Annotated in this window: 19 protein-coding genes; 11 read left to right on the top strand and 8 right to left on the bottom strand. The window is 70.1% G+C overall.

Annotation, left to right across the window (positions count from 1 at the left end; all coding sequences use genetic code 11):
* Positions 1 to 230 precede the first annotated feature (230 nt).
* Both ACIBO2_RS49180 and ACIBO2_RS49175 read left to right on the top strand, forming a co-directional pair.
* Positions 231 to 1,202, top strand: a complete 972-nt coding sequence (locus ACIBO2_RS49180) for an alpha/beta hydrolase (RefSeq protein WP_358552043.1) — start codon at positions 231 to 233, stop codon at positions 1,200 to 1,202.
* Positions 1,203 to 1,240: 38 nt separating this feature from the next.
* Complete coding sequence (locus ACIBO2_RS49175; protein WP_358552045.1) at positions 1,241 to 1,960, top strand: alpha/beta hydrolase; 720 nt, start codon at positions 1,241 to 1,243, stop codon at positions 1,958 to 1,960.
* A 436-nt stretch (positions 1,961 to 2,396) separates the two neighbouring features.
* On the opposite strand, the gene ACIBO2_RS49170 is transcribed toward ACIBO2_RS49175, so the two are convergent.
* On the bottom strand, positions 2,397 to 2,867 hold the full coding sequence (locus ACIBO2_RS49170; protein WP_358552047.1) for a MarR family transcriptional regulator: 471 nt from the start codon (positions 2,865 to 2,867) through the stop codon (positions 2,397 to 2,399).
* A 103-nt stretch (positions 2,868 to 2,970) separates the two neighbouring features.
* On the opposite strand from ACIBO2_RS49170, the gene ACIBO2_RS49165 reads away from it, so the two are divergent.
* Both ACIBO2_RS49165 and ACIBO2_RS49160 read left to right on the top strand, forming a co-directional pair.
* Positions 2,971 to 3,540, top strand: a complete 570-nt coding sequence (locus ACIBO2_RS49165) for a YceI family protein (protein ID WP_358552049.1) — start codon at positions 2,971 to 2,973, stop codon at positions 3,538 to 3,540.
* Between the two features lie 26 nt (positions 3,541 to 3,566).
* Complete coding sequence (locus ACIBO2_RS49160) at positions 3,567 to 4,334, top strand: pirin family protein (RefSeq protein ID WP_358552051.1); 768 nt, start codon at positions 3,567 to 3,569, stop codon at positions 4,332 to 4,334.
* A 194-nt stretch (positions 4,335 to 4,528) separates the two neighbouring features.
* Here the strand turns inward: ACIBO2_RS49160 and ACIBO2_RS49155 are convergent, their stop codons facing one another.
* Positions 4,529 to 5,437 (bottom strand): asparaginase, encoded by a 909-nt coding sequence (locus tag ACIBO2_RS49155; protein WP_358552053.1) that lies wholly within the window; start codon positions 5,435 to 5,437, stop codon positions 4,529 to 4,531.
* A 59-nt stretch (positions 5,438 to 5,496) separates the two neighbouring features.
* On the opposite strand from ACIBO2_RS49155, the gene dtd reads away from it, so the two are divergent.
* On the top strand, positions 5,497 to 5,922 hold the full coding sequence (dtd, locus tag ACIBO2_RS49150) for a D-aminoacyl-tRNA deacylase (RefSeq protein ID WP_358552055.1): 426 nt from the start codon (positions 5,497 to 5,499) through the stop codon (positions 5,920 to 5,922).
* Positions 5,923 to 5,983: 61 nt separating this feature from the next.
* Here the strand turns inward: dtd and ACIBO2_RS49145 are convergent, their stop codons facing one another.
* The 4 genes from ACIBO2_RS49145 to ACIBO2_RS49130 form a co-directional block, all read right to left on the bottom strand.
* Entirely contained in the window at positions 5,984 to 6,922 is a 939-nt protein-coding gene (locus ACIBO2_RS49145) for a YgfZ/GcvT domain-containing protein (RefSeq protein ID WP_397304553.1), read from the bottom strand.
* A gap of 66 nt (positions 6,923 to 6,988) precedes the next feature.
* Positions 6,989 to 7,402, bottom strand: coding sequence for a Fur family transcriptional regulator (locus ACIBO2_RS49140; RefSeq protein WP_357958094.1), 414 nt, complete (start codon positions 7,400 to 7,402; stop codon positions 6,989 to 6,991).
* A 305-nt stretch (positions 7,403 to 7,707) separates the two neighbouring features.
* On the bottom strand, positions 7,708 to 8,004 hold the full coding sequence (locus tag ACIBO2_RS49135) for a DUF2470 domain-containing protein (RefSeq protein WP_358552059.1): 297 nt from the start codon (positions 8,002 to 8,004) through the stop codon (positions 7,708 to 7,710).
* Between the two features lie 5 nt (positions 8,005 to 8,009).
* On the bottom strand, positions 8,010 to 8,510 hold the full coding sequence (locus tag ACIBO2_RS49130; RefSeq protein WP_357958097.1) for an FABP family protein: 501 nt from the start codon (positions 8,508 to 8,510) through the stop codon (positions 8,010 to 8,012).
* A 66-nt stretch (positions 8,511 to 8,576) separates the two neighbouring features.
* On the opposite strand from ACIBO2_RS49130, the gene ACIBO2_RS49125 reads away from it, so the two are divergent.
* The 3 genes from ACIBO2_RS49125 to ACIBO2_RS49115 all read left to right on the top strand — a co-directional run bounded on the left by ACIBO2_RS49125 (position 8,577) and on the right by ACIBO2_RS49115 (position 10,812).
* The gene (locus tag ACIBO2_RS49125; RefSeq protein ID WP_358552061.1) at positions 8,577 to 8,939 is read left to right on the top strand and encodes a DsrE family protein; all 363 of its coding nucleotides are present in this window, start codon (positions 8,577 to 8,579) and stop codon (positions 8,937 to 8,939) included.
* A 107-nt stretch (positions 8,940 to 9,046) separates the two neighbouring features.
* Positions 9,047 to 9,451 (top strand): YciI family protein, encoded by a 405-nt coding sequence (locus ACIBO2_RS49120; protein ID WP_358552232.1) that lies wholly within the window; start codon positions 9,047 to 9,049, stop codon positions 9,449 to 9,451.
* Between the two features lie 77 nt (positions 9,452 to 9,528).
* Entirely contained in the window at positions 9,529 to 10,812 is a 1,284-nt protein-coding gene (locus ACIBO2_RS49115) for an RNA polymerase sigma factor (protein WP_397304552.1), read from the top strand.
* Here ACIBO2_RS49115 and ACIBO2_RS49110 read toward each other — a convergent pair.
* Positions 10,764 to 11,477 (bottom strand): type 1 glutamine amidotransferase, encoded by a 714-nt coding sequence (locus tag ACIBO2_RS49110; RefSeq protein ID WP_225294286.1) that lies wholly within the window; start codon positions 11,475 to 11,477, stop codon positions 10,764 to 10,766. The two genes, ACIBO2_RS49115 and ACIBO2_RS49110, sit on opposite strands and share 49 nt — an antisense overlap.
* A complete protein-coding gene (locus tag ACIBO2_RS49105) occupies positions 11,467 to 12,696 on the bottom strand; it encodes a MurT ligase domain-containing protein (RefSeq protein ID WP_358552065.1) in 1,230 nt (409 codons plus the stop codon). Before ACIBO2_RS49105 ends, ACIBO2_RS49110 begins: the two co-directional genes overlap by 11 nt.
* Positions 12,697 to 12,865: 169 nt before the next feature.
* Between ACIBO2_RS49105 and ACIBO2_RS49100 the strand changes: the two genes are divergently transcribed.
* The 3 genes from ACIBO2_RS49100 (at position 12,866) to ACIBO2_RS49090 (ending at position 16,559) form a co-directional block, all read left to right on the top strand.
* Positions 12,866 to 13,288: a YjdF family protein gene (locus ACIBO2_RS49100; RefSeq protein ID WP_397304551.1), complete on the top strand. Its 423-nt coding sequence runs from the start codon at positions 12,866 to 12,868 to the stop codon at positions 13,286 to 13,288.
* 140 nt (positions 13,289 to 13,428) lie between these two features.
* A complete protein-coding gene (locus tag ACIBO2_RS49095) occupies positions 13,429 to 14,292 on the top strand; it encodes an LLM class F420-dependent oxidoreductase (protein WP_358552069.1) in 864 nt (287 codons plus the stop codon).
* A 59-nt stretch (positions 14,293 to 14,351) separates the two neighbouring features.
* A complete protein-coding gene (locus tag ACIBO2_RS49090) occupies positions 14,352 to 16,559 on the top strand; it encodes a hypothetical protein (RefSeq protein WP_358552071.1) in 2,208 nt (735 codons plus the stop codon).
* The last annotated feature ends 12 nt before the right edge of the window (positions 16,560 to 16,571 follow it).

Below are 16,571 nucleotides of genomic sequence, written 5' to 3'. Positions count from 1 at the left end.
CTGGGTCTCCTGGTCGGAAAGCCTTGGCCGAGGAAGAAAACGGGTGGGCCGCCATTCGGGTCGAACATGAATGATCTTCTCAACGCGCTCTTGGCGCAAGGTTTATGCCCTGTTATCCAGGTCTATCCGTTTTAGCGGGGATGGTATAGCCGTGCCGGGCAACGGCGTCAGAGGCATGTTCCCATGATCCGGGGACCTGCGCCCCACAGGACACATTTGAGGAGAATCACATGTCCGATGCCGTCAAGCCTGCTCAGCCGGTCCTGGAACCGGCGGCAGCCGCCTTCGCGGACGCCACTGCCAATCCGCCGTACCTGTTCGACCTACCCCCGGCGGAAGGGCGCAAGGCCGTTGACGAAGTGCAGTCCGGCGAGATCGACAAGCCCGCGATCCACGAGGAGTGGATCACCCTCTCGGGCGGCCCGACGGGCAGCGTCCGCGCCCGTATCGTCAAACCCGCCGGCGCCGAGGGGACCCTGCCGGTGATCCTCTACATCCACGGCGCGGGCTGGGTGTTCGGCAACGCCCACACCCACGACCGCCTGGTACGTGAGCTCGCCGTCGGCGCGGACGCCGCCGTAGTCTTCCCCGAGTACGACCTGTCCCCCGAGGCCCGCTACCCGGTCGCCATCGAGCAGAACTACGCCGTCGCCCAGTGGATCGTCCAGCAGGGCGCGTCCAAGGGCCTGGACGGCTCCCGCCTGGCCGTGGCCGGAGACTCCGTCGGCGGCAACATGACCGCCGCGCTGACCCTGATGGCCAAGGAACGCGGCGACGTCCCGCTGCTCCAGCAGGTCCTGTTCTACCCGGTCACCGACGCGAACTTCGACACCGGCTCCTACCACCAGTTCGCCACCGGCTACTTTCTGCGCCGTGACGGCATGCAGTGGTTCTGGGACCAGTACACCACCGACGAGGCCCAGCGCGCCGAGATCACCGCCTCCCCGCTGCGGGCCACCCCCGAGCAACTCACCGGCCTGCCCCCGGCCCTGGTCATCACCGGCGAGGCCGACGTGCTGCGCGACGAGGGCGAGGCATACGCCAACAAGCTCCGTAAAGCCGGCGTGTCCGTCACCGCCGTGCGCTTCCAGGCCATCATCCACGACTTCGTCATGCTCAACGCCCTGCGCGAGACCCACGCCGCCGAGGCCGCCATCACCATGGCCATCAGCACCCTGCGCGCCGCCCTTCACACCGTCTGAACGCCCTTCACACCGTCTGAACAAGGAGAGAACCCACTATGACTTCCTCTACCCCCACCGTGGTTCTCGTCCATGGCGCGTTCGCGGACGCGGCCAGTTGGGCCGGGGTCATCACCGAGTTGCAGAGCCACGGTATTCCCGTCGTGGCCCCGCCCAACCCGCTGCGCGGACTGGGCTCCGACGCCGCGTATATCGCCTCCGTAGCCGCCCAGATCGACGGTCCCGTCGTGCTGGTCGGCCACTCGTACGGCGGTGCGGTCATCACCGTGGCCGGCATTACGGAGAACGTCGTCGGGCTGGTATACGTGGCTGCCTACGTCCTCGAAGACAGCGAGAGCCTCGGCGAGCTTCAGGGCCGTTTCCCCGCTTCTCCGTTGGTCGCCAACCTGAAGGAGGCGACCTACCCTGTCCAGGGCGCCGATCCCGCAGTAGAGGTCGCCATCACCCATGAAGCGTTCCCCACCATCTTCGCCGCCGACGTGCCGGGGGAAGTCACGAAGGTCCTGGCGGTGACGCAGCGTCCGCTCGCCGCCATGGCCTTCGCGGAGACAGCTTCCGCGGCCGCGTGGAAGACCAAGCCCTCCTGGGCGCTCGTGGCCACCGCGGACCAGGCGATCAACCCCGAGGTCGAGCGCTTCGGCGCGAGGCGGGCCGGAGCGACCATCGTCGAGATCGAGGGCGCCTCGCACGCCGTCGCAGTGTCCCGGCCGAAGGAGGTCGCCGACCTGATCCGCGACGCGGTACGCGCCACGAGCTGACCAGGCGGCACAGGCAACCCCACGGCCCCGCTGTCGAGCCCTCCTGGCCGCATTGTCGGCGACAGCCGGCGTCCGGTCGACACACGCCGTCTGCCGGTGCATCCAACCGGCCCCGCCTGCGGTGGGACCACGACGTGGAGCGCGCTGCCTCCAGTGCCCTCCCCGCGACACGCCGTTCCTTTTCACCGTCCTGGCCGTGCCCGATCCATACTCACGCCGAAGTCGCATCGGCGCTCGGCGACCTCACCCACGTGGCCTACCGTCACCGTCAAGAGCGCCTCGCACGCGGTCGCGGTCTCCCAGCCGGAGGCGGTCACCGACCTCATCAAGCGCGCGGCCCGCGACATCCGCTGAGACACCACTGCCCCGGTCAACCGAGAGGCGGCAGCCGGAGGAGTCGTCGCCCTCCTGGCGCAGCCGGGCCGCGTATCCGCGTTCATGACGTCGAGTCCCGCTGCAGCTGGGCGAGAATCTTGTCGGTGATGGCGGCGAGGGTGTCGAGTTCCTCGTCGGAGAGCGAGTCGAAGACGAGTTTCCGCACGGTGTCCACGTGGGCCGGTGCCGCCTGCTCGATGGCCGTGCGCCCGGCCGGCGTCAGCACAATGAAGGCGCCGCGGCCGTCGTCGGCGCACTCCTCGCGCTCGACGAGGCCGCGGCGTGCCATGCGGGTGACATGGTGCGACAGCCTGCTGCGTTCCCAGTGCAGGGCGCGGGCGAGGTCGGATACCCGCATCCGGCCGTCGGCCGTGTCGGTGAGCTGGACCAGCACGTCGTAGTCCTGCAGGGACAGGCCGGCGTCCGTCTGCAGCTCACGGTGGAGAGCCGCCTGCAGTCGGGTGTTCAGCGTCAGCCACGTGCGCCAGACGTTCTGCTGATTCTCGGTCAGCCACGGGCTCGGTGCGTCCATGGACGGCGAGCCTACCGGAATAAGAGACACGTCACCTAAGTTGGGACATCATGTACGTGACGCGTCACCTAATGAGTGGCGCCAGACGATGAGGAGCAGAGCCATGACCATCGCCCAGACCGCCCCCGCCACGCTGGCCGACCTGTCCGGCGAATATGTCATCGACCCGGCGCACACCCGGATCGGGTTCGTCGCCCGGCACGCGATGGTGACCAAGGTCCGCGGGGCGTTCAACGAGTTCGAGGGACGTTTCACCGCCGACGGCGCCAATCCGAGCCGGTCCAGCGCGAGCGTGACCATCCAGGCCGCCAGCATCGACACCCGCAACGAGCAGCGTGACGCGCACTTGCGCAGCAACGACTTTCTCGCGATGGACGAGCACCCGCGGATCACCTTCGTCACCAGCGGCGTCCGCCAGGCCGACGAGACGAGCCTGGAGCTGACCGGTGACCTGACCATCAAGGGCGTGACCAACTCGATCACCATCCCGTTCGAGTACCAGGGCGCCTCGACGGACCCATTCGGGAACTTCCGGGTGGGCTTCGAGGGCTCGGTCCCGATCAGCCGCAAGGACTACGGCATCACCTGGAATGCCGCGCTGGAGACCGGCGGCGTCCTGGTTGGCGACAAGATCGTTCTGGAGTTCGAGGTATCGGCGATCAAGGCCGCCTGAAGGCCCGTACAGAGGGGTAAGGCATCATGAACGACATCGTTCTTCCAGCCGGCGTGGACATCCGCCGCGCCGGCGAGCGCTTCACGAGCAGCTTCGGCTGGCTGGACTCCAAGCACTCGTTCTCCTTCGGCCACCACTACGACCACCGCAACACTCACCACGGTGTGCTGCTGGTCAACAACGACGACATCGTCGACGCCGGTACAGGTTTCGACACCCACCCGCACCGGGACATGGAGATCGTCACCTGGGTGCTGGAGGGCTCGCTGGTTCACCAGGACTCCACCGGCCACAACGGCGTGATCTATCCCGGTCTGGCGCAGCGGATGAGCGCCGGCCGCGGCATCCTGCACTCGGAGAAGAACGACTCCTGGCGGCTCGGCGGGGACGTCCACCGCGACCCGGTGCACTTCATCCAGATGTGGGTCGTGCCGGATGAGAACAACATCACGCCCGGCTACGAGCAGCTCGAGATCGAGCACGAACTGCTCTCCGGCGGGCTGGTCCCGGTCGCCTCGGGCATGAGCAAGCACGACGGCGAGACGGCGATCCGCATCAGGAACAAGAATACGGCCCTGTACGCCGCCCGGCTCCAGCCCGGCCAGGCCGTCCACCTTCCCGAGGCCCCGTACCTGCACCTGTTCGCGGCGCGCGGCGCGATCGACCTGGAGGGAGCGGGAGAGCTAGCGGCTGGCGACGCGGTCCGGTTCACCGCCACCGGCGGACAGCGGGTGATCGCCACGGAGCCGGCCGAGATCCTGGTGTGGGAGATGCACGCCACCATCGCGGCCTGAGCAGGCACCCACCCCGGCGGCTTCACCGAGAGACCGACGCACGGTGCCCCTACATCAAGGTGGCGGCCTGCAAGGGGCGGCAACGGTGAGAGCAGTACGGCGCCCAGCAGCAGGGGGCCCGCCGACGGGCGGGTCGGTCCAAGCGCGCTCGCCGTACCCCTTGAGCACGGCAGCGCCGCTCGGGTAGGCGTAGCTCAGCGGAGGCGTAGTTCGCCCACGGCGCGTCCGCCGCCCATCAGCGGCGGGCGGGCCATCGTGTCCAGTTCCGGGGCGTCCAGGCCGAGCGAGCGCAGCGCCGTCACCGTGGCGGGCGTGCGGGCCCGCTGCGCGCCGTCCTCGACCTTGACGGTGCCCGCCCGCCCGTCCTCGAACACGAACGCGTTGAACCCCTCCGCGCCCACCTTGACCATCAACCCCGGCAGGGCCCGCATCAGCTCGGCCTCCGGCCTGATCGTGCCGGACGTCCACTCCGGATGCGCGCGCATGGCGTCGAAGATCCGCCGCTCGTACGAGCCCGCCTCCCCCAGAGCCAGCGCGCGGAAGGCCCGCGTCACGCCCACCATCGAGACGAAGAACAGCGGCGCGCCGCACCCGTCCACCCCCGACGCCGCGACCCGCTCGCCCGTCAACTCCTCCACCGTGCGGCGGATCGCCCGCTGCAGCGGGTGCGCCGGTTCCAAGTAGGTGGCCAGCGGCCAGTCGTTCAGCACACAGGTGGCGAGCATGGCGGCGTGCTTGCCCGAGCAGTTCATGTAGACGCGGCCCAGGTCGGTCGCCGCCCGGTCGAAAGGGTAGTCCTCGGGGCAGAGCAGCGCCGACTCCGTCAGCCCGGCCTCCGCCAGGATCTTCCGCACGCCGTCCACGTGGTACGGCTCACCGGAGTGGGAGGCGCAGGCCAGCGCGAGGAGTTCGCCGTCGAGCGCGAGCCCGGCGCGGAGCATGCCGACCGCCTGGAACGGCTTCATGGCCGAGCGCGGCGAGGCCGGCACGTGCACCGCGCCGTGCGCCGCGACCGGATCGCCCGCGGCGTCCACGGTGAGCATGCGCACGTGATGGGTCGACTCCACGAACCCGGACCGGACAACCTCGACGACCAGCGACATTCGCCTCCCCTTTCGGCGTGAGTCTACGAAGCTTTTGACCTGCGCCAGAATGAGGTCTCATGCGAGCAGTCGTGCAACGAGTCAGCACCGCGTCTGTGGTGGTCGACGGGGTGACCGTCGGAGCGATCGACGAGCCGGGCCTGCTCGTGCTGGTCGGCGTCACGCACTCGGACACCCGCGCCGAGGCGCGCAAGCTCGCCGCCAAGCTCTGGGGGCTGCGCATCCTGCATGGCGAGAAGTCCTGCTCCGACGTGTCGGCGCCGCTCCTGGTGATCAGCCAGTTCACTCTCTACGGCGACGCCCGCAAGGGCAGGCGGCCCACCTGGCAGGCCGCCGCTCCAGGACCGGTCGCCGAGCCGCTGGTGGACGCCGTGGTGGACGAACTCCGGGCGCTGGGAGCCCACGTGGAGACCGGCCGGTTCGGCGCGGACATGAAGGTGTCCCTGGTCAACGACGGGCCGATCACGCTCGTGGTGGACGTGTGAACATAGTCTCCGCCGACGACCTCGAGTCCTTCTACGCGATCGGCAAGAAGGCCGAGCCGGTTCAGCGGAGGCGGCGGCGCATCGCCGGGTCGATGGTGACGTTGCGGCCCGCGTCCGGGGGGACGATGACCTCTTGGGCGGCGGCGACGCCGCCCGCGAGCAGGGGCGCGTCGACCGGCACCGTCCGCTTGACCGTGGCCAGCGCGATCGGGCCCAGCTCGTGGTGGCGGGCGGCGGAGCCGACGACGCCCACCTCCTGGCTCTCGAAGATCACCGGTGCGCCATGCGCCGGCAGCGTGTCGACGCTGCCGTCGAGGTGCAGGAACACCAGCCGCCGCGGCGGATGCCCCAGATTGTGGACGCGGGCGACCGTCTCCTGGCCCCGGTAGCAGCCCTTGGTGAGGTGTACGGCGGTGCCGATCCAGCCCACTTCGTGCGGGATCGTCTTGTGGTCGGTGTCGAAGCCGAGCCGGGGCCGGTGCTCCTCGATGCGGAGCGCCTCGTACGCCCAGAGCCCGGCCAGCGGCTTGCCCAGATGGTCGGGCAGCTCGGCGCGTGGCACCAGGAAGTCCTCGGTCGCGGACGAGAGCACCGCCAGGTCGTCGGCGCGCGAGACCTCGACGCGGAGCATGAACCGCATCCGGTCGAGGTAGGCGACCAGACTGTCGGCGGTGCCCGGCTCGACGTGCGCCAGCACGGCCTCGCCATCGTCGACCAGCGTCAGGTGGTGCAGGACCCGGCCCTGAAGATCGAGGTCGAGCGTCTGCGTCCACTCGCCGGGCGCCAGCGTGTCGAGCTTCTGCGAGGTCAGGTCGTTGAGCCATTTCAGCCGGTCGGCTCCGGAGACGCGGACCACCTCGCGGTTGCTGCGGTCGACCACCGCCTCGCCCTTGATGAGCGCCCGTTGTTCGGCGAACAGGTCACCGTAGTGGGCGGCCACGTCGGAGTCGGGGCCGTCGGCGGGAACGGCACCGGGGAGATCGAGCAGAGGGCTGCGCATGCCTTCCAGGTTATCGGCAGTCGCGACGGCGCCCGAAGACGGTTGCGGAAACGCCCGAAGACGGTGCTATCGGCACTTGCTGCAACGCCCGAAGACGGTCAGGTGGCGTACGTCGGCCACGAAGCCCATCTCGCTGTCCAGCCCCTTGACCAGCCCGTCCGCGAGCTCGGGACGCACTTCGCCGACCTCGCCGCAGCCCCGGCAGACTAGGTGCAGATGGTCGGCGTCCGCCGCCAGGTGGTAGGTGGGGGCGCCGTGGCTCAGATGGGTGTGGGTGACCATGCCGAGCTCTTCGAGCAGCTCCAGCGTGCGGTAGACGGTGGAGATGTTGACGCCGCGGGCCGTCTCGCGCACCTTGACGGAGATCTCTTCGGGCGTGGCGTGCTCAAGCGACTTGACCGCCTCCAGCACGAGCTGTCGCTGAGGGGTCACCCGGTAGCCCTTGGCGCGGAGTTCCTCGTGCCACTGCGTCTCCGTCATGCCCCGAGTCTACGACCGAGTATTAATCGCTTGCCCCCTCCGCGACCGAGCGCATAACTTCTGGGGTACGCGGAAAGGAGGTGGTCCAAACAATGGTGATTCATAGTTGGACTAGCGAGGTGGTTGTCCGCTAACGACGCGGACTGTTGTCTCGCGTCTGCCTAGCGAATTCGAGACAACCACCGGGGCCCCTGGCAGCCGGAGGGCGGGATAGTTGTCCTGTCCATGGTCCATCCGGCCCGCTCGATCACGAGCGGAACGCCGCCCGGGGCCCTTTTTCATACCCTCTTCCCCGCAGCGCGCGGTCAGTGCTCGCCGCGAGCCGGGATGCCCAGCTTGTCGCAGGCGTCGCGATAGAGGCGTACGACCGCCATGCGCACCTGGGGGCGTTCGGTCAGCGTCTCTCCCCACGGCACCCTGACCAGCTCGCCACCGTCGATCGTGAACTCGATCGCCTCGGCGTCGACCCCGCTGGTGGCCGCCGTCGTCGCGGCGGGCCGGTCGCCCAGCCCGCGCACGATGATCAGCGCGTCGTCGGGGTGGTCGTCGTTCATGTGCCGCTTGATCGCCTCGACCGCCTCGGCGGTGAACGGGGTGCTCATATGGATCAAGCTACCTTCTTGAGCTCCGCCGACATGTGCGATGTGAGCGGGTGCCCGACCGCGGCCATGTCATAGGCCCACATGAGGTTGCCCTTGACCAGCCCGTACAGGCGGGTGGCCGCGGTGTATTCCTTGGCCGAGGCGGTGCGCGCGACCACGTCGGTGCGCAGCTCGATCTTGTGGAAGACGACCTCGCCGATGTAGATCTCCACGATGCCGGTCGGATGCGCCAGCAGCACCTCAAGTTGCCGGTCGGGCTGCGGCCGCCAGTAGCCGGACTCGGTGGCGAGCGGCCTGACCCGGTTTCCGTCCTCGTCGAGCAGCCAGGTGCGGCTCACGTACGACAGGAACGGTTTGCCGTTGTGGCTGAACTCGATCTCCTGACCGAAGTTGAAGCTCTCGATCGTCGGATATCCCCCGACACCGGCGCCCTCCCAGCGGCCGATCAGGAACGCGATGTGCTCCAGATCGGGATGCACCGGCACCTGGACCTCAGCATCTTCCATGGCACCAAACTGTACTGGCCGCCCGCGGTGAAGACGTCCGGTGGGAAGGGGTTTAGGGTGACGGACATGGCACGATCTCTGGTGATCAAGGTGACCGCCGGCGCCGAGGCCCCGGAGCGCTGCAACCAGGCGTTCACGGTCGCGGCCGCCGCGCTGGCGAGCGGCGTTCCGGTCTCTCTCTGGCTGACCGGCGAGTCCTCCTGGTTCGCGGTGCCGGGCAGGGCCAAGGAGTTCAACCTGGCTCACGCCGCTCCGCTCACGGACCTGCTGGACGCCGTTCTGGCGGGCGGCCGGGTTACGGTGTGCACCCAGTGCGCGGCCCGGCGAGACCTCACGGTCGACGATCTCATCGACGGCGTCCGCATCGCCGGCGCCTCCACCTTCGTCGAGGAGGCCGTGGCGGAGGGCGCGCAGGCTCTCGTGTACTGACCGCGAAAAACCTCCGGCTCGCGTGTCCGGGGTGGCGCGGTGGTTCCGACGTCTCTGGTGTACGGCACCGGGAGCGGTGCCGGCCGAGAGGAGAGATCGTGAAGTACATGATCATGATGAGCGGCACGCAGCGCGACTACGACAATCTGTCCGGAAAGCCCGGCAACCCGGTCTGGTCCGGGGAGGACGTCGCGGCGCTGCACGCCTTCATGGAGGCGTGGAACCACGCCCTGGTCGAGTCCGGAGAGTTCGTCGATGCCCAGGGACTGAGCGCGCCCGTGCTCGCCAGGAGGGTCGAGCTGAAGGACGGGGTTCCGGTCGTGACCGACGGGCCCTACTCCGAGACGCAGGAGGTCCTGGCCGGTTACACGATCGTCGAGTGCGAGAGCTTCGACCGGGCCACCGAGATCGCCGCGCAACTGGCCGACACTCCCCACCCCGCGAACGCGACCCCGATCCACGACTGGCACGTGGACATACGGCCGATCGTCGGAGGCTACGAGGAGCTGTGACGGCGGCAAGGTCCTGTTGTGACCGGGGGCGAGGCTGAAGGAACCGGTGTGACCGGAGGCGAGGCTGGGGAGCCGATGTGACCGGGGGCGAGATCGAGGACCTGCTGCGCGGGCTGGCGCCGCAGGTTCTCGGCGCGCTGGTACGTCGTTACGGGCACTTCGCCACAGCCGAGGACGCGACGCAGGAGGCACTGCTCGCGGCCGCCCTCCAGTGGCCCGGAGAGGGCCTGCCGGACAATCCGCGCGGCTGGCTGATCACCGTCGCCGCACGCCGGCTGACCGACCTGCTGCGCGGCGAGCAGGCCCGCCGGCACCGCGAGGACACCGTCTCGCGCTGGACGCTGCCCGACCAGTGGCTGGCCCCCGCCGCGGACAGGCCGGCGTCGGAGTCCGACGACACGCTCATCCTGCTGTTCATGTGCTGCCACCCCTCGCTCTCGCCCGCGTCGCAGATCGCGCTCACCCTGCGGGCCGTCGGCGGCCTGACGACAGCGGAGATCGCCAGGGCCTTCCTGGTCCCGGAAGCGACTATGACCCGGCGCATAACCAGGGCCAAACACCGCATCAAGGAGAGCGGCCTCCCCTTCGGCATGCCCTCCGGCCAGGACCGCGCGGAACGGCTCGCCGCGGTCCTGCACGTCCTCTACCTGATCTTCAACGAGGGCTACGCCAGCACCTCGGGCCCGGCCCTCCACCGCACCGAGCTGACCACCGAGGCGATCCACCTGACCCGCCTGGTCAACCGGCTGCTGCCGGACGACTCCGAGGTGGCGGGCCTGCTGGCCCTCATGCTCCTCACCGACGCCCGCAGACCGGCGCGTACGGGCCCGGACGGCTCCCTCATCCCCATGGCCGAACAAGACCGAACCCTCTGGAACCCGGCCTATATCACCGAAGGCATAGCCCTCATCACCGGAGCCCTCGCCCGCGGCCCGACCGGCCCCTACCAGCTCCAGGCGGCGATCGCCGCCCTGCACGACGAGGCGCCGACCGCGGCGGCGACCGACTGGCCCCAGATCAAGGCCCTGTACGAGGTGCTGATGCGCCTGTCCGACAACCCGGTGGTAACGCTCAACCACACCGTCGCGGCCGCCATGGTCGACGGCCCGGAAGCGGGACTGGCCCTGCTCGAAAAGCTGGCACACGACCCCCGGATAGCCGAAGACCACCGGCTGCACGCGGTCCGGGCCCACCTGCTGGAGATGTCCGGCGACCACCGGGCGGCCCGTGAGTCGTACGAGGCGGCCGCACAGCGAACGAACAGCCTCCAGCAGCAGCGCTACCTGCACGCCAAGGCCGGCGCGCTAGAAGGTCAGCTGCCCAGCACGGCGGCCAGACGCTCTCGCCGAAGCTGCTCGTAGCGGGTGTCGTCGAGCGGGGCCAGGTCGCCCGCGCGCCAGGAGAGCAGCAGGTCGGCGAGCGCCGGGTTGCGCGCCAGCGCGGGCCCGTGCAGGTAGGTCCCGACGATGTGCCCCGCGTAACACCCCTCGAAGCCGTCGCCGTTGCCCACTCCCACGGTCGTCCGGGACAGCGCCTTGACGCCGGGCCCCAGGCGGGTGACTCCCATGTGGTTCTCGAAGCCGGTGAGCGTCGGCAGGCCCAGCTCGGCGTCCACCTCGGCGACCAGTTCGCCGACCGCCCGTGCGGGGCCGCGGGAGCTGGCGATGTCGAGCACGCCGATGCCGTCGACCGGCTGCCCCTCCTCGCCGCCGAACGTACTGCCCATGATCTGGTAACCGGCGCAGACCGCGAGCATCGCCGCGCCCCGCGCGATCGCGCGGTGCAGGCCACCGTCCTTGCGCAGCCGCTCCGCCGCGAGGATCTGCGGGCGGTCCTCGCCGCCGCCGATGAGGTAGATGTCGCCGCTCTCCGGCACCGGGTCGGCCGAGCGCACGTAGATGGTCTCGGTCTCGATCCCCCGGCGCTGGGCGCGCTGCTCCAGGACGAGCACGTTGCCCTGGTCACCGTACGTGCTCAGCAGGTCAGGATAGATCCAGACGATGCGAAGGGCGCTGTCAGACGGCACGACCGAACTCCGATCGGATCTGCTGGAAGGCGGTGTAGTTGGCGATCACGTCGACCCGGCCCGGCGGCTGCATGGATAGGGCTTCGCTGAACGTGCCGCAGATCGAGAACGGCACGTCGGCCACGTCGAGCCGGAGCGCCAGGTCCAGCCGCCGCTCACCGGTGACGAACACCGGGCGACCGCGCAGGATCCGGTAGTCGACGTCCCACAGCCAGGAGGTGTCACGCCCGTCGGGCCCCTGCGCGTTGACCGAGAGGATGATCGGCTGCTGGGGGTCGGAGACGTCGAACGCCTCCAGCCAGCCCGCCGGGTTCTTGGCCAGCAGCAACCGCGCGTGGCGGCCGTCGCGCTCGACCGTGGTGTAGCGGCCCGCGACCGAGGTGACCTCGCGCAGCCGGGGCAGCGCCCGCTCGACCGGCAGCCCGAACGCCTCGGCCACCGCCAGCGCCATCGCGGCGTTGGACCGGTTGGCCAGGCCGGGCAGCTGGATGTCGAGCAGCCACCGCTGCCCGCGCGGATCGACCACCGCGTCGTCGTCGAGAACCCACTGCGGCTCCGGCCGGTGGAACGTGCACTCGCGGCACGCCCAGTCGGCGTCCTTACGATCGAGCGGCCCGCCGCACTCCGGGCAGCACCAGGAGTCTTCCTTCCAGCGCTGACCGCCCGCGACCCAGGTCACCTTGGCCGCGGTCGAGGCGCCCCAGGTGACGAGCGGGTCGTCGCAGTTGGCGATGACGTGCGTCGGCTTGCCGGACAGCGCCCTGCGCCACTTCTGCGCGAGCAGCCAGATCTCGGCCGCGCGGTCCATCTGGTCGCGGCTGAGGTTCATCAGGCAGACGACGCCGGCGCCGGTGGTGTCGAGCACCTCGGGCAGGTATTTCTCGTCGACCTCCAGCACGCCGTAGGGGGCGTCCTTGTGCGTGGAGAGCGCCGAGACGTGCCCCGCGGGCATGTTGGCGCCGAACGCGTTGGTGGCCACCTCCCCCAGCTCCAGCAGCGCCGAGGTGATCAGCCGGGTCGTGGTGGTCTTACCGTTGGTCGCGCTGACCAGGGCCAGCCTGCGGTCACGGGCGAGCTGCCGGAGCAGGTCGGGCTCGAGCATCAGGCCGACCCGACCGCCGATGACCGAGCCGTCGCCGCGCCCGGTCATCCTCGACAGCGTGGCGGCACTGCGGCCCAGGGCGCTCGCGAGCTGAGCCCGCAGTGGAAGCTGGGTCATGGCACAGGATCCTAGTCGGCGTTGGGCTCTACTCTGGTGGGGCACACGAAAACGCGGCCCGGTTCGGTAGCCCGGGCGACGCTTCTCGTATCCGCCCTTCCAGGGATGTCCGGTGTGCCGGAAGCGGCCTCGTCAGGCCGTCGTTCGGCATACCCGCTGGAGGGCAACCATGGTGACGCTGTCGGTCTATCTCGACGGCTCGTTCTGGATCGGCGTGCTGGAGATCGTCGAGGACGGCGAACTGCGGGCCACCCGCTTCACATTCGGCGCCGAGCCGACCGACCCCGAACTGTACGAGCATCTGATGCGGCACGGCCTGGCGCTGCTGGCCCAGGCGTCGGCCGCGCCACCCGTTCCCGCCGGTTCCGGGGGCGGCGGGCGGGTCAATCCCAAGCGGGCCGCCAAACTGGCCGCGCGGGCGGCGGCTCGGGTCTCTTCGAGGAGTACGGCCGCGCAGGAGGCCATGCGGCTGGAGCTGGAGAGCCGCAAGCGGGAGGCCGCCGGTGACCGCAAGGATCGCCGCGAGGCCCTGGCCCGGCACAAGCGCGAGGTCTCCCGCCGCAAGCGCATCGAACGCCGGCGCGACCGCTAGGACCTTCGTCCCCATGAGATAATTACTCGTACGGAGCCCTCTCGGCCTCGGGTCCAGCGACCCAGGCGGGAGGGTTTTTTCATGCCCGAAATCGCAGCGACGTCATCCTGCGGCAGGCATTCCCCGATCAAGGAGACACCATGAAACTCGGTCTGACCTGCCCTCGCTTCATCTGGCCCGGCGGTGACACCGCCATCGCCGAGAGGTTCGCGGCCGTCGCCCGCGGCGCCGACGAGGCGGGGCTGCACAGCCTGTGGGTGATGGACCATTTCTTCCAGATCCCCAACTTCGGCGCCGTGGAGGACCCGATGCTGGAGGCGTACGGCGCGCTGTCCTATGCCGCCGCCCTCACCCGCCGGGTCACGCTCGGCACCCTCGTCACCGGCGCCGTCTACCGTGCGCCCGGGTTTCTGGTGAAGCAGGTCAGTACGCTCGACGCGCTCTCCGGCGGCCGCGCCGTCCTCGGCATCGGCGCGGGCTGGTACGAGCAGGAGGCCCGAGGTCTCGGCCTCCGCTTCCCTGCCCTTGCCGAGCGGTTCGAGCGGCTGGAGGAGACGCTCCAGATCGCCAAACAGATGTGGAGCGATGAGGACAAGCCGTACGAGGGCACCCACTACCAGCTGGAGCGCACGCTCAACTCCCCGCAGGCCCGCCCCCGGATCCTGATCGGTGGCAGCGGGGAGAAGAAGACCCTCCGTCTCGTCGCCGAATACGCCGACGCCTGCAACTTCCTGCACGGCGCCGATGTACGGCACAAGCTCGGCGTACTGCGCGGCCATTGCGAACGCCTGGGACGGCCGTACGAGGAGATCGAGAAGACCCTCCACATGCGCGTCGCCGACGGCGAGAGCGTCGAAGAGAGCGTCCAGCGCTGCGGCGACCTGGCCGCTCTGGGCATCGACCACGTCATCGTGGCCGTCCCCGACGCCGCCGCCGACTCCTCACTCGCGCACCTGGCGGCGCTCGCCACGCAGATCTCCGCCATCACCCCGGCCGGACGCTGAGGGGGCTGGACCAGGGCGTTCCCGCCCCCGCCCGGACCTCGGTGGGCGATGATGTCCAGGTGCGGAGAGTAATCAAATCACGACGCTCAGTGCTGCTCTGGGTGAGCGGTGCGGCGTTTCTGATCGCCGTGGCCGCAGTGCTCGTGTTCTTTCTCCTTGGTTCGCCCGATCGGCTGGAGAAGGCCGACAAGCTCGCCAGCGTCGGCAGCCTGCTGTTCGGCGCGGTCTCGCTGCTGGTGTCCGTGGCCGCTCTGGGATGGGGTGCCGCCGCACCCCGGGGAGACGGCGCCGTCTCCCCGGCGGACGAGGCTCGGGCGCTGGATCCGTGGGTGGCCCGGCTGGCGGACCGGATTCGCGGCCAGTGGACCGAGGAGGCGGCGATGCGGACGCTGGGCCGGCCCGATCCGCTGCAGTTGCGCTGGTCGTCCTCGGGCCGTCCCGGTGCCTCCCCGATCGCGGTGCTGGGCAAGGGGACGATACCGGGGCGGCCCACGCGTCTGCGGCTGCACGGCAGCCTGAGCGACGTGGTGGCGGCGTTCCGGAAGCTCCCGCGCAAGCAGCTGATGGTCCTGGGAGAGCACGCGGCCGGCAAGACCGTACTGGCGCTGCTGTTCACCCTCGGCATGCTCCGAACCCGCGAGCCGGCCGAGCCGGTGCCCGTCCTGCTGACCGCGTCCTCATGGGACCCGGCCCGGGAACGGCTCGACGTCTGGTTCGCCAGGCGGCTGCGTGAGGAGTACCCGTTTCTGGCGGACCGGGACGTCCATGGCACCGACGTGGCATGGCGGCTGGTCCACAACGCGCGGGTGATGCTCGTCCTCGACGGTTTGGACGAGATGCCGGGCGGGCTGCACCCGACGGCGATCAAAGCGATCAATCGAGCCGTCCTCGACGAGCGCCCACTGGTGATCACCTGTCGCGGCGCGGAGTACGCCGCCGCGGTCGCGGCGGAGGGCCAGCCACTCGCCCACGCGGCGGTCGTGGAGATCGAACCGGTCAAACCCGAGGACGCCGTCGACCACCTGCGCGCCGCCCTTCCCACCGGCGACGATCGCTGGGGGCCGATGTTCGATCATCTCCTGGCCTGCCCCGACGGTCCGCTGGCCCGATCGCTGTCGTCTCCGCTGATGGTCTCCCTCACGCGCTCGGCGTACGCGCCTCCCGGCACCGACCCGTCCGACCTGCTCGACCTCGGCAGGTTCCCGGACCGCTCCGCGATCGAACACCACCTGCTCGACGCGTTCCTTCCCACGGTCTATCCGGCGCGTTCGCTGCCGCCGCCGGACCGTCCCGGATCCCCCGCGACGCCCATCCGCGCGTACGAGCACGACCAGGCTCGGGCCTGGCTCGCGCACCTCGCCCGGCATCTGAGAGCCCTCGGCACCCGTGATCTCGGCTGGTGGGAGCTGCACCGGACCCTCCCCCGGGGCGGTTTCGAGCTCATGGCCGGCCTGGCGGCCGGACTGACGGCGGGACCGGTGATGGGGCTGGTGGCGGGGCTCGTGTTCGGGCGATCGTTCCTGACCGTCGCCGGGTGCGGGACCGGGCTCGGTGTCGGCGTCGGGGCGGCGCTGGTGTCCGGGTTCGGGAGAAGGCCGTCGCCTTCCCGGGTCCGGCTCCCGATCAAGGGCCGCCGCCGCCAGGTCCTCCGGGGAGTCCTCGTGGGGGTGGCCGTCGGGGTGTTCTCCGGCCTGGTGTTCGGGGTGGTCTTCTGGTTCATGACGGGCGGCTCGGGCATCGGGCTCATGGCCGGCGTGGTGGCCGGAGTCACCGGAGGGATCGGTGTCGGGCTGGGCGCGGGCCTGACCGCGCCGGTCGGGCCCGAGGAGAACATCAGCCCCCGCTCGCTCCTCGACCTGGACCGCGCCACCGCGCTGACCCAGGCGTTCGGCGGCGGGCTCGGCGCGGGGCTGATGGTCGGCGTCGCGGCGGCCCTGCTCGCCCATCCCGCGGCCAGGCTGGGCGCCGCGCTGGTGGCCGGCGCCGGGGTGGGCATCGGGGTCACTCTGATCGCGGTGAGCAGCACCGCGTGGGGGCGGTGGATGCTGATCCGCGCCTGGCTGGTGTTCAGGAGGAAACTGCCCTGGCGGGTGATGGATTTCCTGGACCATGCCCACCGTCACGGCGTGCTCCGGCAGGTGGGCGGCAGTTATCAGTTCCGCCACGCCCGTCTGCAAGATCACCTGATCGACTGCCCGGCGATCGGCGGAGACCGGGATTTCGCGGCCGGTCTCCGCTCGACGGGCATCGATCCATGCCCCGGTTGATCAGCTCCGCGT

The sequence above is a fragment of the Nonomuraea sp. NPDC050022 genome (assembly GCF_044460705.1).
GTDB lineage: Bacteria > Actinomycetota > Actinomycetes > Streptosporangiales > Streptosporangiaceae > Nonomuraea.
The sequence above is the reverse complement of the archived record's forward strand: the minus strand, read 5'-3'. Positions and strand labels throughout refer to the sequence as shown.

Coding starts and splice junctions, on each gene's coding strand:
- ACIBO2_RS49140 (WP_357958094.1), bottom strand. CDS start 7,402: ATGACGGAGACGCAGTGGCACGAGGAACTCCGCGCCAAGGGCTACCGG.
- ACIBO2_RS49155 (WP_358552053.1), bottom strand. CDS start 5,437: ATGTCGCTGGTCGTCGAGGTTGTCCGGTCCGGGTTCGTGGAGTCGACC.
- ACIBO2_RS49165 (WP_358552049.1), top strand. CDS start 2,971: ATGACCATCGCCCAGACCGCCCCCGCCACGCTGGCCGACCTGTCCGGC.
- ACIBO2_RS49125 (WP_358552061.1), top strand. CDS start 8,577: ATGGCACGATCTCTGGTGATCAAGGTGACCGCCGGCGCCGAGGCCCCG.
- dtd (WP_358552055.1), top strand. CDS start 5,497: ATGCGAGCAGTCGTGCAACGAGTCAGCACCGCGTCTGTGGTGGTCGAC.
- ACIBO2_RS49175 (WP_358552045.1), top strand. CDS start 1,241: ATGACTTCCTCTACCCCCACCGTGGTTCTCGTCCATGGCGCGTTCGCG.
- ACIBO2_RS49170 (WP_358552047.1), bottom strand. CDS start 2,867: ATGGACGCACCGAGCCCGTGGCTGACCGAGAATCAGCAGAACGTCTGG.
- ACIBO2_RS49095 (WP_358552069.1), top strand. CDS start 13,429: ATGAAACTCGGTCTGACCTGCCCTCGCTTCATCTGGCCCGGCGGTGAC.
- ACIBO2_RS49130 (WP_357958097.1), bottom strand. CDS start 8,510: ATGGAAGATGCTGAGGTCCAGGTGCCGGTGCATCCCGATCTGGAGCAC.
- ACIBO2_RS49105 (WP_358552065.1), bottom strand. CDS start 12,696: ATGACCCAGCTTCCACTGCGGGCTCAGCTCGCGAGCGCCCTGGGCCGC.
- ACIBO2_RS49100 (WP_397304551.1), top strand. CDS start 12,866: ATGGTGACGCTGTCGGTCTATCTCGACGGCTCGTTCTGGATCGGCGTG.
- ACIBO2_RS49145 (WP_397304553.1), bottom strand. CDS start 6,922: ATGCGCAGCCCTCTGCTCGATCTCCCCGGTGCCGTTCCCGCCGACGGC.
- ACIBO2_RS49160 (WP_358552051.1), top strand. CDS start 3,567: ATGAACGACATCGTTCTTCCAGCCGGCGTGGACATCCGCCGCGCCGGC.
- ACIBO2_RS49120 (WP_358552232.1), top strand. CDS start 9,047: ATGATCATGATGAGCGGCACGCAGCGCGACTACGACAATCTGTCCGGA.
- ACIBO2_RS49135 (WP_358552059.1), bottom strand. CDS start 8,004: ATGAGCACCCCGTTCACCGCCGAGGCGGTCGAGGCGATCAAGCGGCAC.
- ACIBO2_RS49180 (WP_358552043.1), top strand. CDS start 231: ATGTCCGATGCCGTCAAGCCTGCTCAGCCGGTCCTGGAACCGGCGGCA.